This is a genomic window from Streptomyces sp. NBC_00158, assembly GCF_045160885.1.
Lineage (GTDB): Bacteria > Actinomycetota > Actinomycetes > Streptomycetales > Streptomycetaceae > Streptomyces.
Window position 1 is genome coordinate 2,801,422 of the sequence record NZ_CP108161.1, and the last position, 15,950, is coordinate 2,817,371.

The following is a 15,950-nucleotide window of genomic DNA, read 5'->3' on the forward strand; positions in this document are numbered from 1 at the left end:
CCGGCTCGCGCCGGGCCGACCCTCCGATGGGAGCACCCCCATGCACCGACGCGACCGACACATCCTGCTGTGCGCCGCCCTGGCGTCCTCCGTCGCCCTCGGCGGCGCCGCGGCCCTCGCGGCGCCGGCCTCCGCGGCGCCGACGGCGGTCCCCGCCGCCAGCTGCACGGTCACCCCCGACCCGTCGGGGAACTTCGTGGTCATCACCGGCGAGGGGTTCACCGCCCCGCGCAACCTCAACGACGGCGAGTCCACCGAACCCCTGAACATCGACGCGAACGGCAACTTCCGCGTCCAGCGCTTCCAGAAGAACGTCGACTACACCGTCCTCGCGGTGAACGAGGACCAGAACTTCGTCTTCGTGAACTGCCAGGTCAAGCAGGCCACGAAGCCGACGGGCCCGTCCACCACCGCCCCCACGAACTCGCGGGAGTACAAGCACGGCTACGCGGACGGGTACTTGGCCGGCGTGAAGGCCGCGTCCCGGTCGGACTGCACCGTCCCGCCCCAGCCCGACAAGAGCCGGGACCACTCCAAGAACTACTGGCAGGGCTGGACGGCGGGCGCCGAGGCCTCCTACGACAAGCAGTGCCCCAGCGGCTGACGGCCGACGGCCGACGGCCCTAAAGAATGACGTGCGGCAGGAAGCGGGCGTACTCGTCCGTGACCGGGCCCGCCGATTCGCGGATGCCCAGCCCCGCCGCCTCCTCCTCGACGACCCACGCGCCGAGCACCGTGCGGTTGCCGTCGAAGTCGGGCAGCGGGGCCAGCGCCTGGAAGACGTACGTCTCCCCCTCGGCCGGGACGAAGGGCTCGCCCTCCCCGCCCGCCTCGTGCAGCGTGACCCCGGCGCCCTCCCGGCCCAGCAGCGGCTTGGCGACGTACCCGCAGGTGTCGGCCAGCTCGCGGGGGCCGTCGAGATAGGCGGGCAGCAGGTTGGGGTGCTCGGGGAACAGCTCCCACAGGATCGCCAGCAGCGCCTTGTTGGCGAGGAGCATCTTCCACAGCGGCTCGATCCAGGCGGTGGTGCCCGAGCCGCCGCCGTGGTCGTAGGTGCCCAGCACCTGCGGGGCGAACTCGTCGGTGGCCAGCCACTCCCACGGGTAGAGCTTGAAGCAGCTGCGGATGAAGCGGAGCTTCTCGTCCACGAACCGGCCCGAGAGGCTGTCCCAGCCGATCGTCTCCACCGACAGCGCGTGCGTCTCCAGCCCGGCCTGCTCGGCGGTCTCCTGGAGGTAGGCGACCGTCATCAGGTCCTCGCCGAGCTCGTCGGTCTCGGAGTGCGCGAAGTGCACCGGGCCCGGCGGCAGCAGCTCGGCCTGGCGGCGCCAGGCCTCGACGAGCCGCTCGTGGAGGGAGTTCCACTGGTCGGCGCCCGGGAAGCGCTCCTCCATCCAGAACCACTGCGGGCTCGCGGCCTCGACCAGGGAGGTGGGCGTGTCGGCGTTGTACTCCAGCAGCTTGGCGGGCTCGCCGCCGCCGTCGTAGCGCAGGTCGAACCGGCCGTAGAGGGAGGGCTGTTCGGCGCGCCGGCGCCAGGACTCGGCGATCAGCGCGGCCAGCTTCGGGTCCGTGATGCCGAGGTCCGCGAAGCGGTCGTTGTCGACGATGTGCGCGGCCGCGGCCAGGCACATGGCGTGCAGCTCCTCGACCACCTCCTCCAGCGCCTCGACCTCCGGGAGCGAGAAGGAGTAGTAGGCGCTCTCGTCCCAGTAGGGGCGCAGGGAGTCGTCGGGGTAGCGGGTGAGGGGGTAGATCAGCCCCTGCTCCTCGACGGTCTTCTGCCAGTCGGGGCGCGGTTCGATGGTGTGCCGCTGCATCTGCGCTCAGCCGCCGGAGGAGCCGGAGCTGCTGTGGCCGCCGATGCCGCCGCGGGTGACGGCGGACTTGTCGAAGCTGCCGCCGGTCACCTTGCCGTTGCTGACCCTGCCCCCGTAGTAGTACGAGCCGCGGCCGCCGCTCTTGCACTCCTTGGAGTTCAGGTGGTCCAGCGTCGAGCGGGAGGCGCAGCGCTTGTCGGGCTCGTCGCTGCTCCCGCAGGCCACGAGGGTGGCGGCGAGCAGGCCCATGCCGCCGAGGGCGACCGCGCCGGAGCGCATGCGTCGTCTGGTCGTGTTGCCGGTATCCATGGCCTGCACCCTAGAGCGGGGGCGCGGGGGGATGGAATCCGGCCGCCGTCACACCCTTGTCACGACGGTTGACTTACAGTCGGTTCGTGCTGATTGGGATGGTTTGCGCGCTGGGTGCGGCGGTCTGTTTCGGTACCGCGACCGTGCTCCAGGCGATGGCGGCCCGCGCGGCGGCGGCGGACGGGGCGGCCGGGGCGGGGACGCTGCTCCTGAAGGCGGTGCGGCAGTGGCGGTACCTGGCGGGGCTCGGGCTGGACGCGGTCGGCTTCGTGCTCCAGATCATCGCCCTGCGGCACGTACCGATCTACGCGGTGGGTGCCGCGCTGGCCGCGAGCCTGGCGGTGACGGCGGTGGTCGCGGCCCGGCTGCTGCGGGTGCGGCTGTCGCGGCTGGAATGGGGCGCGGTGGCGGTGGTGTGCGCGGGGCTGCTGATGCTCGGGCTGGCCTCCGGCGAGGAGGGCTCGGGGACGGGCACGCCCGCGCTGGAGCTGGGCCTGCTGGTGGTGGCGGGGCTCGTCCTGGTGGTCGGCGCGGTGGCGGGGCGGATGCCGGAGGGCTCGCGCGCGCTGGTGCTCGGGCTGGCGGCGGGGACGGGCTTCGGGGTGGTGGAGGTGGCCGTCCGGCTCATCGACTCCGTCTCGCTGCGGGAACTGCGCAACCCGGCGCCGTACGCGCTGCTGCTGGGCGGGGCGGCGGCGTTCCTGCTGCTCACCTCCGCCCTGCAGCGCGGCTCGGTGACGGCGGCGACGGCGGGCCTGGTGCTGGGCGAGACGATCGGCCCGGCGGTGGTGGGCGTGGCCTGGCTCGGCGACCGCACCCGCGAGGGCCTGACGTGGCTGGCGGTGGCCGGCTTCGCCGTGGCCGTGGCCGGCTCCCTGGCCCTGTCCCGCTTCGGAGAGCCTGCGGAGACCCGGGCGTCCCTCACGGATCCCGCCTGACCCGCGCCGCCGCGCGGGTGCTGATGCGGTCGCCACGGGCTCCGCCGACAATGGTGGAACCAGGGCTGTGAAGCTCAGCCCACCCATCCAGGGGTGGATGTATGAACCGCAGACTGTGTATCGCTCTCCTGGCACCACCGCTCGCCGCGTCCTTCGCGCTCGGCACGGCCTCCGGCGCCCACGGGATGGACGAAAGGACTCCCGGGACCGGCACCATCGCCCCGGCGGCGGTGTGCGCGGTCGTACGGAACACCGACGCCGCGGGCGCGCCCACCTTCTCGCTCATGGGCGAGGGGTTCAAGGAGGGGCAGAAGGTCGCCTTCATCGGACCAAGCCACTCCGGCACCGGATTCACCATCGACGCCGATGGCGCCTTCGTCGTGAAGGACGCCAAGGACGGCCAGTACCACATCACGGTGGACGACGGTGCCAGCGTCATCAAGTGCGCCAAGGCCAAGACCCAGCAGTCACAGAAGAACGAGGAGAAGGCCAAGGGCTTCGCCGACGGCTTCAAGGCGGTCAAGGCCAACTGCCAGGCCAAGCTGCCGCAGGGGATCGCACCCCCCACCGCCACCTACGAGAAGGCCTGGAAGGACGGAGCCGCTGCGGCTGCCGCCCAGTTCTGCTGAGGAGTCACCCCGGCTCGGCCCGGGCGCCCTCAGACGGCTTTGACCCCGGCCACGAACGCCGCGAACGCCGCCGCCCTGAAGGTCAGCACCGGGCCGCCGGGGGTCTTCGAGTCCCGGACGGGGACGGTGGCGGGGAGGTTGAGGGCGACCTCGACGCAGTTGCCGCCGTTGTCGCTGTAGGAGGACTTGAACCAACGGGGGGAATCGGACCTGGTCGTCACGGGGTGCCCTTTCGTACCTCATTGATCATGGCCACTGATGCCGCCTGGGACAGGGCTTCGGCCTGAAGTTGATGGTAGGCCGTCAGCATGGGCAGCACCGAGACGGTTTCGCGGTCCAAGTGGCCCTGTGACTGGGACTCGGCGTAGGCGACGACCGACCGGTCGGCGAGCGTCAGCAGATTGACCGGGAGGTTGAACGTCCGCCGCTCCCCGATCTCGAACGGCGCCACTTGCAGCATCGTGTGCGGCCGAGCTGCGAACTCGACCAGGCGCTCCAGTTGGGCGCCCATCACCTCCAGGCCGCCGACGGGCCGCCGGATGCAGCTCTCGTCCATCACCACGAACACCATGGGTGGCCGTACGCGTTCCAGCGCCTCCTGCCGCTCAGCGAGGAACGCGACCCGCTCGGCGGCGAACTCTGGCGAGATGGCCCCTCGTTGCACGGCGCTGTCCGCCAGGACCCGCGCGTACTCGGGCGTCTGCAACAGTCCGGGGATGATCCCGATCTCGAAGAGGCGGAGCTCCACCGCGCGGCCCTCGTAGCCGACGTACTCCGGGAAGCCCTCCAGCAGCGCGCCGTGACGGACCTCCAGCGACAGGCGCTCGAACGTGTCTCCGCCCCCGAGAGCCGCGTCCAGACTGCGCGAAAAGCGCAAGGTCGGAACTTTGCGACCGGTTTCCACGGCGGAGATGTGGGTGCTCGAATACCCCATCCGCTCGCCCAGTTCCTCCTGCCTCCAGCCGCGGGCCGTCCGCATACCGCGCAGGCGCGCGCCGTACGCGGCCTGCGGCGAGCTGTCCGGGTTCAACTCCTTGATGTTCACAGGGCTCCCACCGACCTTTCGTCCTCCCCTGACACGTTGAATGCTTCCCGGCAACCAGCCACGCTGAACCCGCTTGGTAGTGAGACGGCTACGGAGAGGAGCGGCAGCATGCCCAACCCGGGAAACGAATGGCGGCAGCGGTTCAGCAGCACACGACGAGGCGCCCGCCTCGCCCGGCATCTGGCCGAGCTCGAACTGTGCCGGTGGGACTTCCCGCTCGGCGGGGACGAGTCCGAGCGGGTCGCGCAGGTCGTCGCCGAGCTGGCGGCCAACGCCGTGACCCACGGCTGCGTGCCGGGGCGGGACTTCGAGCTCGGGCTGCGGGAGCTGGACGGGGTGCTGCGGGTGGAGGTGTCCGACGCGCACGCCGGGAAGCGGCCCGACCTCCGGCCCGCCGGTGACGGCCACGGCTACGGGCTGCGGATCGTCGAGGAGCTCTGCGTCGCCTGGGGCGTCACCGGCCGGGTGGTCGGCAAGACCGTCTGGGCCGAAGTACCCAAGCGGCGGCGGCCGACCGCTACGGCAGCGCGGCCGTGAGCGCCGCCAGGGTCGGGGCCCAGGCGCTCGTCGACGGGGTGCCGTAGCCGACGACCAGGGCCTCCCTCGGCGGCATCTCCGTCTCCGGGTGCCGGAACCGCGCGAGCCCCTCCAGCGCGAGGTCCTGCCAGACGGCGGCCTGGACGAGGGAGCGTTCCGTGCCCGGCGGGAGGTCCAGCACCGCGTGCAGCCCCGCCGCGATGCCGGACACCGGGACGCGTCCCGCCACCGCGGCGACGAGCTCGTCCCGGCGGCGCCGGTACCGCAGCCGCATGCCGCGCACGTGGCGGTCGTACGCCCCCGAGGTGATGAACTCCGCCAGGGTCAGCTGGTCCAGCGCGCTGGACGTCCAGTCGACCTCGCCCTTCGCCGCCAGCACCTCCTCCAGCAGGTCCGGCGGGACCACCATCCAGCCCATCCGCAGCGCCGGGGCCAGGGACTTGCTCGCGGTGCCGAGGTAGACGACCCGGTCCGGGTCCAGGCCCTGGAGCGCGCCGACCGGCTGGCGGTCGTAGCGGAACTCCCCGTCGTAGTCGTCCTCCAGGATCACCCCGCCCGCGCTCCGCGCCCAGTCCACGGCCGCCGCCCGCCGCTCGGGGGTGAGGGCCGCGCCCGTGGGGAACTGGTGCGCCGGGGTCAGCAGCACCGCGCCCGCGCGGGGTCCGAGCCGGGCCAGGTCGGGGGTGCGGGCCCCGGCTCCGTCCACCCACAGCGGGCGGGTCACCAGTCCGGCACCGGTCAGCAGGTCCCGGTGCACGTCGAGGCTGTACCCCTCCACCGCCACCTCCCGCACCCGCCGCTCCCGCAGCACCCGCCCCAGGAGCTGGAGCGCGTGCGCGAACCCGGCGCACAGCACGATCCGGTCCGGGTCCGCGTACACCCCGCGGGCCCGCGCCAGGTACCCGGCGAGCGCCTCCCGCAGCTCCGGCCGGCCGCGCGCGTCGGCCGCGTACCCGAAGGCCTCGTTCGGGGCGTCGGTCAGGGCCCGGCGGGCCGCCGCCAGCCAGGCCCCGCGCGGGAAGCCGCCCAGGTCCGGGGAGCCGGGGAGCAGGCTGTACGCGGGACCCCGGCGCGCGGGGCGGCGTACGGTCTGCCGGGCGCCCGGGGCCCTGCGCACCCTGGCCCGCTCGGCGACGCGGGTGCCGGAGCCCTGGCGGGCCGTGAGCCAGCCCTCGGCGACGAGTTCCGCGTACGCCTCCGCGACGGTGTTGCGGGCGATCCCCAGGTCGGCGGCGAAGGAGCGGGAGGAAGGCAGCCGGGTCCCGGGCGCGAGCCGCCCGCTGCGCGCGGCCTCCCGCAACGCCTCCGTCAGGGCGGCCCGCAGGCCCCGGCCGCCCGCCGCCGCGGCGAGGTCCACGTGCAGGTCGGCTCCGAAAGTGGCCCACGATCCCGTCATGGAGTTGGACCATACAGGCGGGCCGCCCGACCCCTACGGTTGAGACATGACCAACCAGAACGGACATCACGCCCACACCGCCGAACTCGCCGCCGAGCACGCCCCGCGCATGCAGTTCGCCAAGGTCGCCCCCGAGGTCTACAAGGCCGTCATCGGGCTGGAGCTCGCGGCGAAGAAGGGCCTGGACCCGAGCCTCGTCGAGCTCGTCAAGCTCCGCGCCTCGCAGATCAACCACTGCGCCTTCTGCATGGACATGCACAGCAAGGACGCGCTCGCCGCCGGCGAGAGCGTCGAGCGCGTCCTGCTGCTGGGCGCCTGGGAGGAGTCGCGGCACTTCTACACCGAGAAGGAGCTGGCCGCGGTCGAACTGACCGAGGCCGTCACCGTCCTGACGGACGGGTTCGTGCCGGACGAGGTGTACGCGCGGGCCGCGAAGCACTTCGAGGAGGCCGAGCTGGCCCAGCTGATCGCCGTCATCGCGACGATCAACGTTTGGAACCGGATCGGCGTCACCACCCGCATGGTCCCGGGCCACTACACCCCGCCGGCGGCCAAGAAGGCCTGATCAGTCCGGCCGGAACGACTCCAGGGCCGCCGTCAGGTTCGTGCGCGTCGTCGCGGCATCGGCGGCCGGTCCGGCCGCCAGCAGCGCCCAGCGCCGGCCGTCGGGGGTGGTGACGATCCGCTCCATGCCCCGGCGGCGTCCGTTGGACTCCGAGCTGTCGTACTCGTAGACCAGCTCGCAGCCGGTCCCCGCGGTCGGCTCGATGGAGACCTGCCGGTAGCCGGGGTTCGCCTTCAGCTGGTCCGAGGAGATCTGGAGCAGCGTGCAGGAGCCCATGGCGCCGCTCTCCGTGACCCGGAAGATCTGGAGGAGGGCGCTGCGGTCCCCGGGCCGGCGGTAGAAGGAGCCGCTGCCCGTCTCGTCGGTGCTGGGCTCCCATCCGTTGGGGACGGCGACCGAGAAGCCGCTCTCGTTGTGCACCACCGTGTGGCCGCCGCCGGTGCTCGGCGACGGGCTCGCCGACGGGCTCGGCATCGTCGGCGTCGGGCTCGACGGCGTCGGGCTCGACGGCGCGGGTGAGGAGGGGCCGGATTCCGGGGCCGTCCGCTGCCCCGACGGGGACGCGGGCGGCCGGACGGCCGCTTCCGCGACGTCCTCGGCGCCGAGCAGCGTCCACGCCGCGATGGCGGCGCCACCCACGACGGCCGCCGCCAGGCCGACCAGCACCGGGGTGCGCCACTGCTGCCCGCCGCCCGGCGGGGGCGGCGGCGGGGGCACGTACGCGGGCGCGGACGGCATCGGGGGCCACGGCTCGTGGTACCCGGGGGCGGTCGGCGGGGGCACCGCGGGCAGCGGGGACCGCTCGGTCGGCCCCCACTCCCACCGCTGCGACTGCGGGTCCCGGCGGGCGCCGTCGGACGGGGACACCGGTCAGCCCCCCAGCGGGGCGAGCAGCCCGCCCGGCGCGGTGGCCGCGTGGACCCGTACGAAGAGGGAGGCCGACGGCCGGCAGGAACACGCACTCGTCGACGGCCGGCTCGCGCGGCCGGTCAGATGGTCGGTCACCGGGTGACCATATTTTCGGCCTGCACGGATGGACAGGCGCATTCACGCCAAAGCGCCCCGACCGGGTTCGGTCGGGGCGCTTCGGGTTCCGTACTGGTCAGGCCTTCAGGTGGAGGGCCCGGTCAGGACGGGTGGATCAGATCAGGCCGAGCCCGCGCACCGCGTCGCGCTCCTCGACGAGCTCCGCCACGGACGCGTCGATGCGCTTGCGGGAGAACTCGTTGATGTCCAGGCCCTGGACGATCTCGTACTTGCCGTCCTTGGTGGTGACGGGGAAGGAGGAGATGATTCCCTCCGGGACGCCGTAGGAGCCGTCCGACGGGATGCCCATCGAGGTCCAGTCGCCCGCGGCGGTGCCGTTGACCCAGGTGTGCACGTGGTCGATGGCGGCGTTGGCGGCCGAGGCGGCCGAGGAGGCGCCACGGGCGTCGATGATCGCGGCGCCGCGCTTGGCGACGGTCGGGATGAACTTCTCGGCGAGCCACACCTCGTCGTTCACGACCTCGGCGGCGTTCTTGCCGGCGATCTCCGCGTGGAAGATGTCCGGGTACTGGGTCGCCGAGTGGTTGCCCCAGATGGTGAGGCGCTTGATGTCGGTGACGTCCGAACCGGTCTTCTGGGCCAGCTGCGTGATCGCGCGGTTGTGGTCCAGGCGGGTCATCGCGGTGAAGCGCTCGGCCGGTACGTCCGGGGCGGCGGCCTGCGCGATGAGCGCGTTGGTGTTGGCCGGGTTGCCGACGACCAGGACCTTGATGTCGTCCGCGGCGTGCGCGTTGATCGCGGCACCCTGCGGCTTGAAGATCCCGCCGTTGGCGGCGAGCAGGTCGCCGCGCTCCATGCCGGCGGTGCGCGGGCGGGCGCCCACGAGCAGCGCGACGTTGGCGCCGGCGAAGCCCTGGTTCGGGTCGTCGAAGATGTCGATGCCCTTGAGCAGCGGGAAGGCGCAGTCGTCGAGCTCCATGGCGGTGCCCTCGGCGGCCTTCATGCCCTGGGGGATCTCCAGGAGGCGGAGCTTGACCGGCACGTCAGCGCCGAGCAGGTGGCCGGACGCGATGCGGAAGAGCAGCGCGTAGCCGATCTGGCCGGCGGCGCCGGTGACAGTGACATTCACGGGAGTGCGGGTCATGGCCTTCTCCGTTAGACAGCTGGCGGTGGGGCGTCCCCGCCCCATGTGCTGGACCCCAATGACTGGGGAGGACGCCGCTTCCCTGTCCTTACGAATCTTGACGTGAAGAGACATCCGCGGTCAGGCTATCCGACCCGCGGGGCCCCCAATCCCCCGGACCCTGTGGTCCACGGCACACGGGCGGCCGGCTGCGGTGGTTTCGAAGGTCCGAACGGGTGTGCGCCCCCACCTCCGGCCGTTACTCCACCCGGAAGACCTCGCCCGTCCGGTGCCCCTCCACCGACTTGACGTAGGCGTTGGCCGCGCGGGCGACCGGTACCGGGTCGAATCCGGCGAAGGCGTCCCCGTACGCGTCGAGGGACTCGGTGAAGACGGTCGGGCTGACGGCGTTGATCCGCTGGCGGCCCGGGAGCTCGATGGCGGCGGCCCGCACGAAGGCCTCGACGGCGCCGTTGACGAGGGAGGCGACCGAGCCTGTGAGCAGCGGTTCGCGCGCGAGGATGCCGGTGACCAGGGTGAAGGAGGCGTGCGCGGGGAGCCGGGCGGCGCCCTGGCGGACCAGCTCGATCTGGCTGACGGCCTTGCCCTCCAGGCCCTCGCGGACGTCGGCGGTGGTCAGCTCGGACAGCGGGCGCCACGGGACGCTGCCGGCGGCACTGGCCACCGCGTCGACGGGGCCGACCGCGTCGTACATCGCCCGGACGGACTCGGGGTCGGTGATGTCGACGTGCACGTCCGCGTCCTTGCGGGAGGCGGTGACCACCTCGTGGCCGCGCTCGCGCAGGGCCGTGCGGACCGCGCTGCCGAGGGTTCCGTTGGCTCCGACCAGGAGCACCTTCAGGGGAGCGTTCATACGACGAGCATCCGCCCGGCCGATCGTGAAGTCCAGCTACTTCAGCTACACCCGTCGTTAAGCTGAACTCATGCTTGATGTGAAGCGGATGGTGATCCTGCGGGACCTGGCCGAGCACGGGAAGGTGACCGTGGTCGCCGAGCTGCACCGGGTGACCCCCTCCGCGGTCTCCCAGCAGCTGCGCGCCCTGGAGGCCGAGGCCGGGGCCGCCCTCGTCGAGCGGGAGGGGCGCGGGCTGCGGCTCACCCCGGCCGGCGCGGCACTGGCGGCCGCCTGCGAACCGGTGCTGGCCGCGCTGGAACGGGCCGAGGGGGCGGTACGGGCCCTCGACAGCGGGCCGGCCGGCGAGCTGTACGTCGGCTGCGCCCCGAGCGCGCTGGCCACGGTGGCCGCGCCGCTCGTGGCCCTGCTGGCCCGGCGCCACCCCGGGCTGCGGCCCCGCGTGGTCCAGGCCGACCCCGAGGAGGCCGTGCCGCGGCTGCGCGGGCGGCGCCTGGACCTCGCGGTGACGTACGCGTACCCGCTGCTCGGCGCCGCGCCCGCGAGCGGGACCACCGCCGTCCCGCTGTTCGACGACCCGCTGTGCCTGGCGCTGCCGGAGGCGCTGCTGCCGGCCTACGAGCGGGAGGGGCCGGCGGCTCTGCGCGACGCCGACTGGGTCTCGGCGCCCGCCCCGAGCAGCTGCCGGGAGATGCTGGTGCACACCTGCCGCAACGCCGGGTTCACCCCGCGCATCGCGCACGAGTGCTCCGACCTGCGGGCCGGGCTGTGGCTGGTGGCCGCCGGGCGGGCCGCGTCGGTCCTGCCGAAGCTGCTGTGCGACGCGCCGCCGCCCGGCACGGCGGTGGTGGAGCTGCCGGGCCGGGGGCGGGTCCTCCAGGCGGTGGTCCGGGCCGGTACGGAGACCCGTCCGGCGGTCGCCGCGGCCCTGGACGCCCTGCGGGAGGTCGTCAGCGGACGGTGAAGCGGACCGCGCTCTCCAGGAAGGGGAGGTGCAGCCACGGGTGGGGCTCCATGACCAGCGCGAGCAGCGTGATGGCCACGCCCAGCACCCCGTACGTGATCATGTCCGTGAAGCGGGAGCGCACGGCGAGCATGCCCACCGAGGGCAGGACGCGCCGCATCACCGCCGCCGCGATCAGCGCGACGCCGATGATCAGGCAGCCGATCCGCGGGTGTCCCACCGCCGTGGTCAGCAGCCCCACCGCGGTGGCACCGAGGACGCTGAGCATCGGCCACTGACGGGCCGGCGTGGACACCGCCCCCGGGATGGCACGGCCGCCGCCCTCGGGGCGGGCCGTGTCCTGGGTGACGGTGGGGAACCGCCGGGACCGCGCGGCCGCCACCCGCCCGGCCCCCGCCGGCTCCCCGGCACCGGCCCCGGCTGGGGCTCCGGTCTCCGGGGCGGCGGGTCGGTCGGCCGCGCGGTCGCCGTCCTGCGGGCGGGACGCGCCGTCCGGCGTCCCGCCCGTACCGCTCACGTCGTGCTCAGCCCGCACTGGTGGTCCGCTCCGCCGCCTCGACGACGTTCACCAGCAGCTGCGCCCGCGTCATCGGGCCGACACCGCCCGGGTTCGGGGAGAGCCAGCCCGCCACCGCGGCGACGCCCGGGTGGACGTCCCCGACGATCTTGCCGTTCTCGTCGCGGCTGACGCCGACGTCGAGCACCGCCGCCCCCGGCTTCACGTCCTCCGGCTTCACCAGGTGCGGGACGCCCGCCGCCGCCACGACGACGTCCGCCTGGCGCAGCAGCCCGGAGAGGTCGCGCGTACCGGTGTGGCACAGCGTCACCGTGGCGTTCTCGGACTTGCGGGTGAGCAGCAGTCCGATGGAGCGGCCGACGGTGATGCCCCGTCCGAGCACGACGACGTGCGCGCCGTTGATCTCGACCCCGTGGTGGCGCAGCAGCTCGACGATCCCGTACGGGGTACACGGCAGCGGGCCCTGCTCGTTCAGGACCAGCCGGCCCAGCGACATGGGGTGCAGGCCGTCCGCGTCCTTGGCCGGATCCATCAGCTCCAGGACGCGGTTGGTGTCGATTCCCTTGGGGAGCGGGAGTTGGACGATGTAGCCCGTGCAGTCCGGATTGTCGTTCAGCTCGCGCACGACCGCCTCGATGTCCTCCTGGGAGGCCGTCGCGGGCAGTTCGCGCTGGATGGAGGCGATGCCGACCTCGGCGCAGTCCTTGTGCTTGCCGTTGACGTACCAGCGGCTTCCCGGGTCGTCGCCGACCAGGAGGGTGCCGAGTCCGGGGGTGACGCCCCGGGCCTTCAGCTGCTCCACGCGGGCCTTCAGTTCGGATTTGATCGCGGCCGCGGTGGCCTTGCCATCGAGAATCTGGGCGGTCATGGGGGCATCCTCCCGGATGGGGCGGTCCGGCTTCCACTCGGGCGTCGGCCGGATCGCACTCTTGATTGCACTTGCACAACAAGTCTGGCCCGCCCCCGCAACCAACTGGACAAGCCCGGTACGGGCCCACCACGATGACGGGCAGCAAGACGATCGGAAAGAGTGCCGCGGGCAGTGCCGGGGGGCGTACCGCAGAAGCAAGTGTCCTCCAGCGTGCCGTGCGTCCCCGCACTTCACGGAGGAAAGACCCAGATGAGCTTCGGCGACCCGAACAACCCCTACGGGCAGCAGCCTCAGCAGCCGCCGCAGGGCCAGCCCGGCTACGGCTACCCGCAGCAGGCCCCGCAGGGCGTCCCGCCGCAGGGCCAGCCCGGCTACGGCTACCCGCAGCAGGGCCAGCAGCCCTACGGCGTTCCTCCCCAGGCGCCGGGCACCCTCCAGGCCAACAACGGCTACATCAACGTCGCGGGCCTCGGCACCGTCCAGGTCGCCACGATGGGCCGCCGCTTCGGCGCCCGCGTCATCGACGGCCTGATCATCGGTGTCCTGTACTTCATCCTCAGCTCCGTGGTGTTCGCGGGCGCCTTCGGTGCGGCCAGCGACATCAAGGACTGCTCGGGCATCGACCCGCTGTCCCCCGAGTACAGCACCTGCCTCAACGAGGCGTCGGCCCAGGCGGGCGAGGCCGCGGGCGGCATCTTCGCGGCCTTCTTCGGCGGTCTGCTCATCCTCGGCCTCGCCACCCTGCTCTACGAATGGCTGATGATCGCCTTCGTCGGCGCCACCGTCGGCAAGATGGCCCTCGGCCTGAAGGTCGTCAAGGAGAACACGGGTCAGGTCCCCGGCATCGGCGGCGGCTTCATCCGCTGGATCATCCCGATGGTCGGCTCCGTCCTCTGCGGCATCGGCCAGCTCCTGGTCTACCTCTCCCCCTTCTTCGACAACTCGGGCAAGCTCCAGGGCTGGCACGACCGTGCCGCCGGCACGATCGTCGTCAAGAAGTAAGCAGCACGAGCACCACCCGTTCAACGGCGAAGGCCGCGTCCCGCAGTGCGGGACGCGGCCTTCGCCGTCGCTGCTCTACTACCGGGTCGCTCAGTGGAAGAAGTGGCGGGTACCGGTGAAGTACATCGTCACGCCGGCCTTCTTCGCCGCCTCGACGACCTGCTCGTCACGGACCGAACCGCCCGGCTGGACCACGGCCTTCACACCGGCGGCGGTCAGGATCTCCAGCCCGTCCGGGAAGGGGAAGAAGGCGTCCGAGGCCGCGTACGAGCCCTGCGCGCGCTCGGCGCCCGCCCGCTCGACGGCGAGCTTCGCCGAGTCGACGCGGTTGACCTGGCCCATGCCGACGCCGACCGAGGCGCCGTCCTTGGCGAGGAGGATCGCGTTGGACTTGACGGCGCGGCAGGCCTTCCACGCGAAGGACAGCTCGGCCAGCTCCTCGGCGGACAGGGCCTCGCCGGTGGCCAGCGTCCAGTTCGCCGGGTCGTCGCCCTCGGCCTGGAGGCGGTCGGTGACCTGGAGCAGCGCACCGCCGTCGATCGGCTTGACCTCGACCGGGTTGGCCGGGGCGCCCTCGGCGCGCAGCACGCGGATGTTCTTCTTGCGGGCCAGCACCTCGACGGCGCCGTCCTCGTACGCCGGGGCCACGATGACCTCGGTGAAGATCTCCGCGACCTGCTCGGCCAGCTCCACCGTCACCGGGCGGTTGACGGCGATGACGCCGCCGAACGCGGAGAGCGGGTCGCAGGCGTGCGCCTTGCGGTGCGCCTCGGCGACGTCGGCACCGGTCGCGATGCCGCACGGGTTGGCGTGCTTGATGATCGCGACGCAGGGGTCGGCGTGGTCGTACGCGGCCCGGCGCGCGGCGTCGGTGTCCGTGAAGTTGTTGTACGACATCTCCTTGCCGTGCAGCTGCTCCGCCTCGGCCAGGCCGCCGGTGCCGTCGACGTAGAGCGCGGCGCCCTGGTGCGGGTTCTCGCCGTAGCGCAGCACGTTCTTCCGCGCGTACGTGGCGCCCAGGAAGTCGGGGAAGCCGGAGTCGTCCGCGGCGGCGTAGTCGTCGGCGAACCAGGAGGCGACCGCCACGTCGTACGCGGCGGTGTGCTGGAAGGCCTCGGCCGCGAGCCGCTTGCGGGCGGTCAGGTCGAAGCCGCCGCCCTGGGCCGCCGCGAGGACGTCGGCGTAACGGGCGGGGCTGGTGACGACCGCGACCGAGGGGTGGTTCTTGGCGGCGGCGCGGACCATCGAGGGGCCGCCGATGTCGATCTGCTCGACGCACTCGTCGGGGGTGGCGCCGGAGGCGACGGTCTCCCGGAACGGGTAGAGGTTGACGATCACCAGGTCGAACGGCTCCACGCCCAGCTCGGCGAGCTGGTTGCGGTGGTCCTCCAGGCGCAGGTCGGCGAGGATGCCGGCGTGCACGCGGGGGTGGAGGGTCTTGACGCGGCCGTCGAGGCACTCGGGGAAGCCGGTGAGCTCCTCGACCTTGGTGACGGGCACCCCGGCGGCGGCGATCTTCGAGGCGGTGGAGCCCGTGGAGACGAGCGCGACGCCCGCCTCGTGCAGGCCGCGGGCCAGCTCTTCCAGTCCCGTCTTGTCGTAGACACTCACGAGCGCGCGGCGGATCGGCCGCTGGGTCGTAGCCGTCGTCGTTTCGTTGGCGGTCACTGGATTGTTACCTTTCGTCCCTCAATGCGGTAGCCGTGCCGGGCCAGGCGCCCCACGACGTCGACGAGCAGCTGACGCTCGACTTCCTTGATGCGCTCATGGAGCGCGGCTTCGTCCTCCCCGTCCCGGATCTCCACGACACCCTGGGCGATGATCGGACCGGTGTCCACGCCGCTGTCCACGAAGTGGACCGTGCAGCCGGTGACCTTCGCCCCGTACGCGAGGGCGTCGCGCACCCCGTGCGCGCCGGGGAAGGCCGGGAGGAGGGCGGGGTGGGTGTTGACGAACCGGCCGCCGAAGCGGTCGATGAAGCTCTTCCCGACGATCTTCATGAAGCCGGCGGAGACCACGAGGTCCGGCGCGTGGGCGTCGGTCGCCCCGGTGAGCGCGGCGTCCCACTCCTCACGGCTGCCGTAGTCCTTCACCGGACACACGAAGGTGGGGATCCCCGCCTTCTCGGCCCGCTCCAGACCGGCGATGTTGTCGCGGTCGGCGCCGACGGCGACGACCTCGGCCCCGAAACCCTCGGCTCCGCCGGGGTGGGCCTCGATGGCGTCGAGCAGGGCCTGGAGGTTGGTGCCGGAGCCGGAAACCAGCACGACCAGGCGGGAGGCGGCCATGGGAGGCCCTTTCTCACAGGATTTGCGACGTTCGTCTTGTGCGGTCATACGAAACTTCGGGGTACCGATATACGGGGAACCATAC

Annotated in this window: 20 protein-coding genes; 7 read left to right on the forward strand and 13 right to left on the reverse strand. The window is 72.7% G+C overall.

The window, feature by feature from the left end; translation table 11 throughout:
• The first annotated feature begins 40 nt into the window (after nucleotides 1-40).
• Nucleotides 41-604, forward strand: coding sequence for a hypothetical protein (locus tag OG553_RS12655; RefSeq protein WP_405979093.1), 564 nt, complete (start codon nucleotides 41-43; stop codon nucleotides 602-604).
• Nucleotides 605-623: 19 nt separating this feature from the next.
• On the opposite strand, the gene OG553_RS12660 is transcribed toward OG553_RS12655, so the two are convergent.
• The gene (locus OG553_RS12660; protein WP_405979094.1) at nucleotides 624-1,820 is read right to left on the reverse strand and encodes a glutathionylspermidine synthase family protein; all 1,197 of its coding nucleotides are present in this window, start codon (nucleotides 1,818-1,820) and stop codon (nucleotides 624-626) included.
• 6 nt (nucleotides 1,821-1,826) lie between these two features.
• Entirely contained in the window at nucleotides 1,827-2,129 is a 303-nt protein-coding gene (locus OG553_RS12665) for a hypothetical protein (RefSeq protein ID WP_405979095.1), read from the reverse strand.
• A 98-nt stretch (nucleotides 2,130-2,227) separates the two neighbouring features.
• Between OG553_RS12665 and OG553_RS12670 the strand changes: the two genes are divergently transcribed.
• Together OG553_RS12670 and OG553_RS12675 are read left to right on the forward strand one after the other, a co-directional pair.
• Nucleotides 2,228-3,067, forward strand: a complete 840-nt coding sequence (locus OG553_RS12670; protein ID WP_405983028.1) for a hypothetical protein — start codon at nucleotides 2,228-2,230, stop codon at nucleotides 3,065-3,067.
• A 101-nt stretch (nucleotides 3,068-3,168) separates the two neighbouring features.
• The gene (locus tag OG553_RS12675; RefSeq protein ID WP_405979096.1) at nucleotides 3,169-3,696 is read left to right on the forward strand and encodes a hypothetical protein; all 528 of its coding nucleotides are present in this window, start codon (nucleotides 3,169-3,171) and stop codon (nucleotides 3,694-3,696) included.
• Between the two features lie 29 nt (nucleotides 3,697-3,725).
• On the opposite strand, the gene OG553_RS12680 is transcribed toward OG553_RS12675, so the two are convergent.
• Nucleotides 3,726-3,917 (reverse strand): DUF397 domain-containing protein, encoded by a 192-nt coding sequence (locus OG553_RS12680; protein ID WP_405979097.1) that lies wholly within the window; start codon nucleotides 3,915-3,917, stop codon nucleotides 3,726-3,728.
• Nucleotides 3,914-4,741: a Scr1 family TA system antitoxin-like transcriptional regulator gene (locus tag OG553_RS12685; protein WP_405979098.1), complete on the reverse strand. Its 828-nt coding sequence runs from the start codon at nucleotides 4,739-4,741 to the stop codon at nucleotides 3,914-3,916. Before OG553_RS12685 ends, OG553_RS12680 begins: the two co-directional genes overlap by 4 nt.
• Nucleotides 4,742-4,849: 108 nt before the next feature.
• Here OG553_RS12685 and OG553_RS12690 point away from each other — a divergent pair, with 108 nt between their 5' ends.
• Nucleotides 4,850-5,278 (forward strand): ATP-binding protein, encoded by a 429-nt coding sequence (locus tag OG553_RS12690; RefSeq protein ID WP_405979099.1) that lies wholly within the window; start codon nucleotides 4,850-4,852, stop codon nucleotides 5,276-5,278.
• Here OG553_RS12690 and OG553_RS12695 read toward each other — a convergent pair.
• Nucleotides 5,259-6,674 carry a PLP-dependent aminotransferase family protein gene (locus OG553_RS12695; RefSeq protein ID WP_405979100.1) on the reverse strand — a complete coding sequence of 472 codons (1,416 nt, stop codon included), beginning with the start codon at nucleotides 6,672-6,674 and terminating at the stop codon, nucleotides 5,259-5,261. The two genes, OG553_RS12690 and OG553_RS12695, sit on opposite strands and share 20 nt — an antisense overlap.
• A 46-nt stretch (nucleotides 6,675-6,720) precedes the next feature.
• On the opposite strand from OG553_RS12695, the gene OG553_RS12700 reads away from it, so the two are divergent.
• Nucleotides 6,721-7,239: a carboxymuconolactone decarboxylase family protein gene (locus tag OG553_RS12700; protein ID WP_405979101.1), complete on the forward strand. Its 519-nt coding sequence runs from the start codon at nucleotides 6,721-6,723 to the stop codon at nucleotides 7,237-7,239.
• On the opposite strand, the gene OG553_RS12705 is transcribed toward OG553_RS12700, so the two are convergent.
• From OG553_RS12705 to OG553_RS12720, 4 genes are all read right to left on the reverse strand, one after another.
• The gene (locus tag OG553_RS12705) at nucleotides 7,240-8,106 is read right to left on the reverse strand and encodes a hypothetical protein (RefSeq protein WP_405979102.1); all 867 of its coding nucleotides are present in this window, start codon (nucleotides 8,104-8,106) and stop codon (nucleotides 7,240-7,242) included.
• 3 nt (nucleotides 8,107-8,109) lie between these two features.
• Nucleotides 8,110-8,244, reverse strand: coding sequence for a hypothetical protein (locus OG553_RS12710; protein ID WP_405979103.1), 135 nt, complete (start codon nucleotides 8,242-8,244; stop codon nucleotides 8,110-8,112).
• Between the two features lie 136 nt (nucleotides 8,245-8,380).
• A complete protein-coding gene (locus OG553_RS12715) occupies nucleotides 8,381-9,370 on the reverse strand; it encodes a malate dehydrogenase (RefSeq protein ID WP_405979104.1) in 990 nt (329 codons plus the stop codon).
• Between the two features lie 238 nt (nucleotides 9,371-9,608).
• The gene (locus OG553_RS12720; protein ID WP_405979105.1) at nucleotides 9,609-10,223 is read right to left on the reverse strand and encodes a short chain dehydrogenase; all 615 of its coding nucleotides are present in this window, start codon (nucleotides 10,221-10,223) and stop codon (nucleotides 9,609-9,611) included.
• Between the two features lie 70 nt (nucleotides 10,224-10,293).
• On the opposite strand from OG553_RS12720, the gene OG553_RS12725 reads away from it, so the two are divergent.
• Complete coding sequence (locus tag OG553_RS12725; protein WP_405979106.1) at nucleotides 10,294-11,187, forward strand: LysR substrate-binding domain-containing protein; 894 nt, start codon at nucleotides 10,294-10,296, stop codon at nucleotides 11,185-11,187.
• On the opposite strand, the gene OG553_RS12730 is transcribed toward OG553_RS12725, so the two are convergent.
• Nucleotides 11,174-11,722, reverse strand: coding sequence for a DUF3017 domain-containing protein (locus OG553_RS12730; RefSeq protein ID WP_405979107.1), 549 nt, complete (start codon nucleotides 11,720-11,722; stop codon nucleotides 11,174-11,176). The genes OG553_RS12725 and OG553_RS12730 overlap by 14 nt on opposite strands.
• Nucleotides 11,712-12,572, reverse strand: a complete 861-nt coding sequence (locus tag OG553_RS12735; protein ID WP_405979108.1) for a bifunctional methylenetetrahydrofolate dehydrogenase/methenyltetrahydrofolate cyclohydrolase — start codon at nucleotides 12,570-12,572, stop codon at nucleotides 11,712-11,714. Before OG553_RS12735 ends, OG553_RS12730 begins: the two co-directional genes overlap by 11 nt.
• Before the next feature lie 252 nt (nucleotides 12,573-12,824).
• Here OG553_RS12735 and OG553_RS12740 point away from each other — a divergent pair, with 252 nt between their 5' ends.
• Complete coding sequence (locus OG553_RS12740) at nucleotides 12,825-13,577, forward strand: RDD family protein (RefSeq protein ID WP_007266003.1); 753 nt, start codon at nucleotides 12,825-12,827, stop codon at nucleotides 13,575-13,577.
• 90 nt (nucleotides 13,578-13,667) lie between these two features.
• Here the strand turns inward: OG553_RS12740 and purH are convergent, their stop codons facing one another.
• Together purH and purN are read right to left on the reverse strand one after the other, a co-directional pair.
• On the reverse strand, nucleotides 13,668-15,245 hold the full coding sequence (gene purH / locus OG553_RS12745; RefSeq protein ID WP_405979109.1) for a bifunctional phosphoribosylaminoimidazolecarboxamide formyltransferase/IMP cyclohydrolase: 1,578 nt from the start codon (nucleotides 15,243-15,245) through the stop codon (nucleotides 13,668-13,670).
• On the reverse strand, nucleotides 15,242-15,865 hold the full coding sequence (purN, locus tag OG553_RS12750) for a phosphoribosylglycinamide formyltransferase (RefSeq protein ID WP_405979110.1): 624 nt from the start codon (nucleotides 15,863-15,865) through the stop codon (nucleotides 15,242-15,244). Before purN ends, purH begins: the two co-directional genes overlap by 4 nt.
• Between the last annotated feature and the right edge of the window lie 85 nt (nucleotides 15,866-15,950).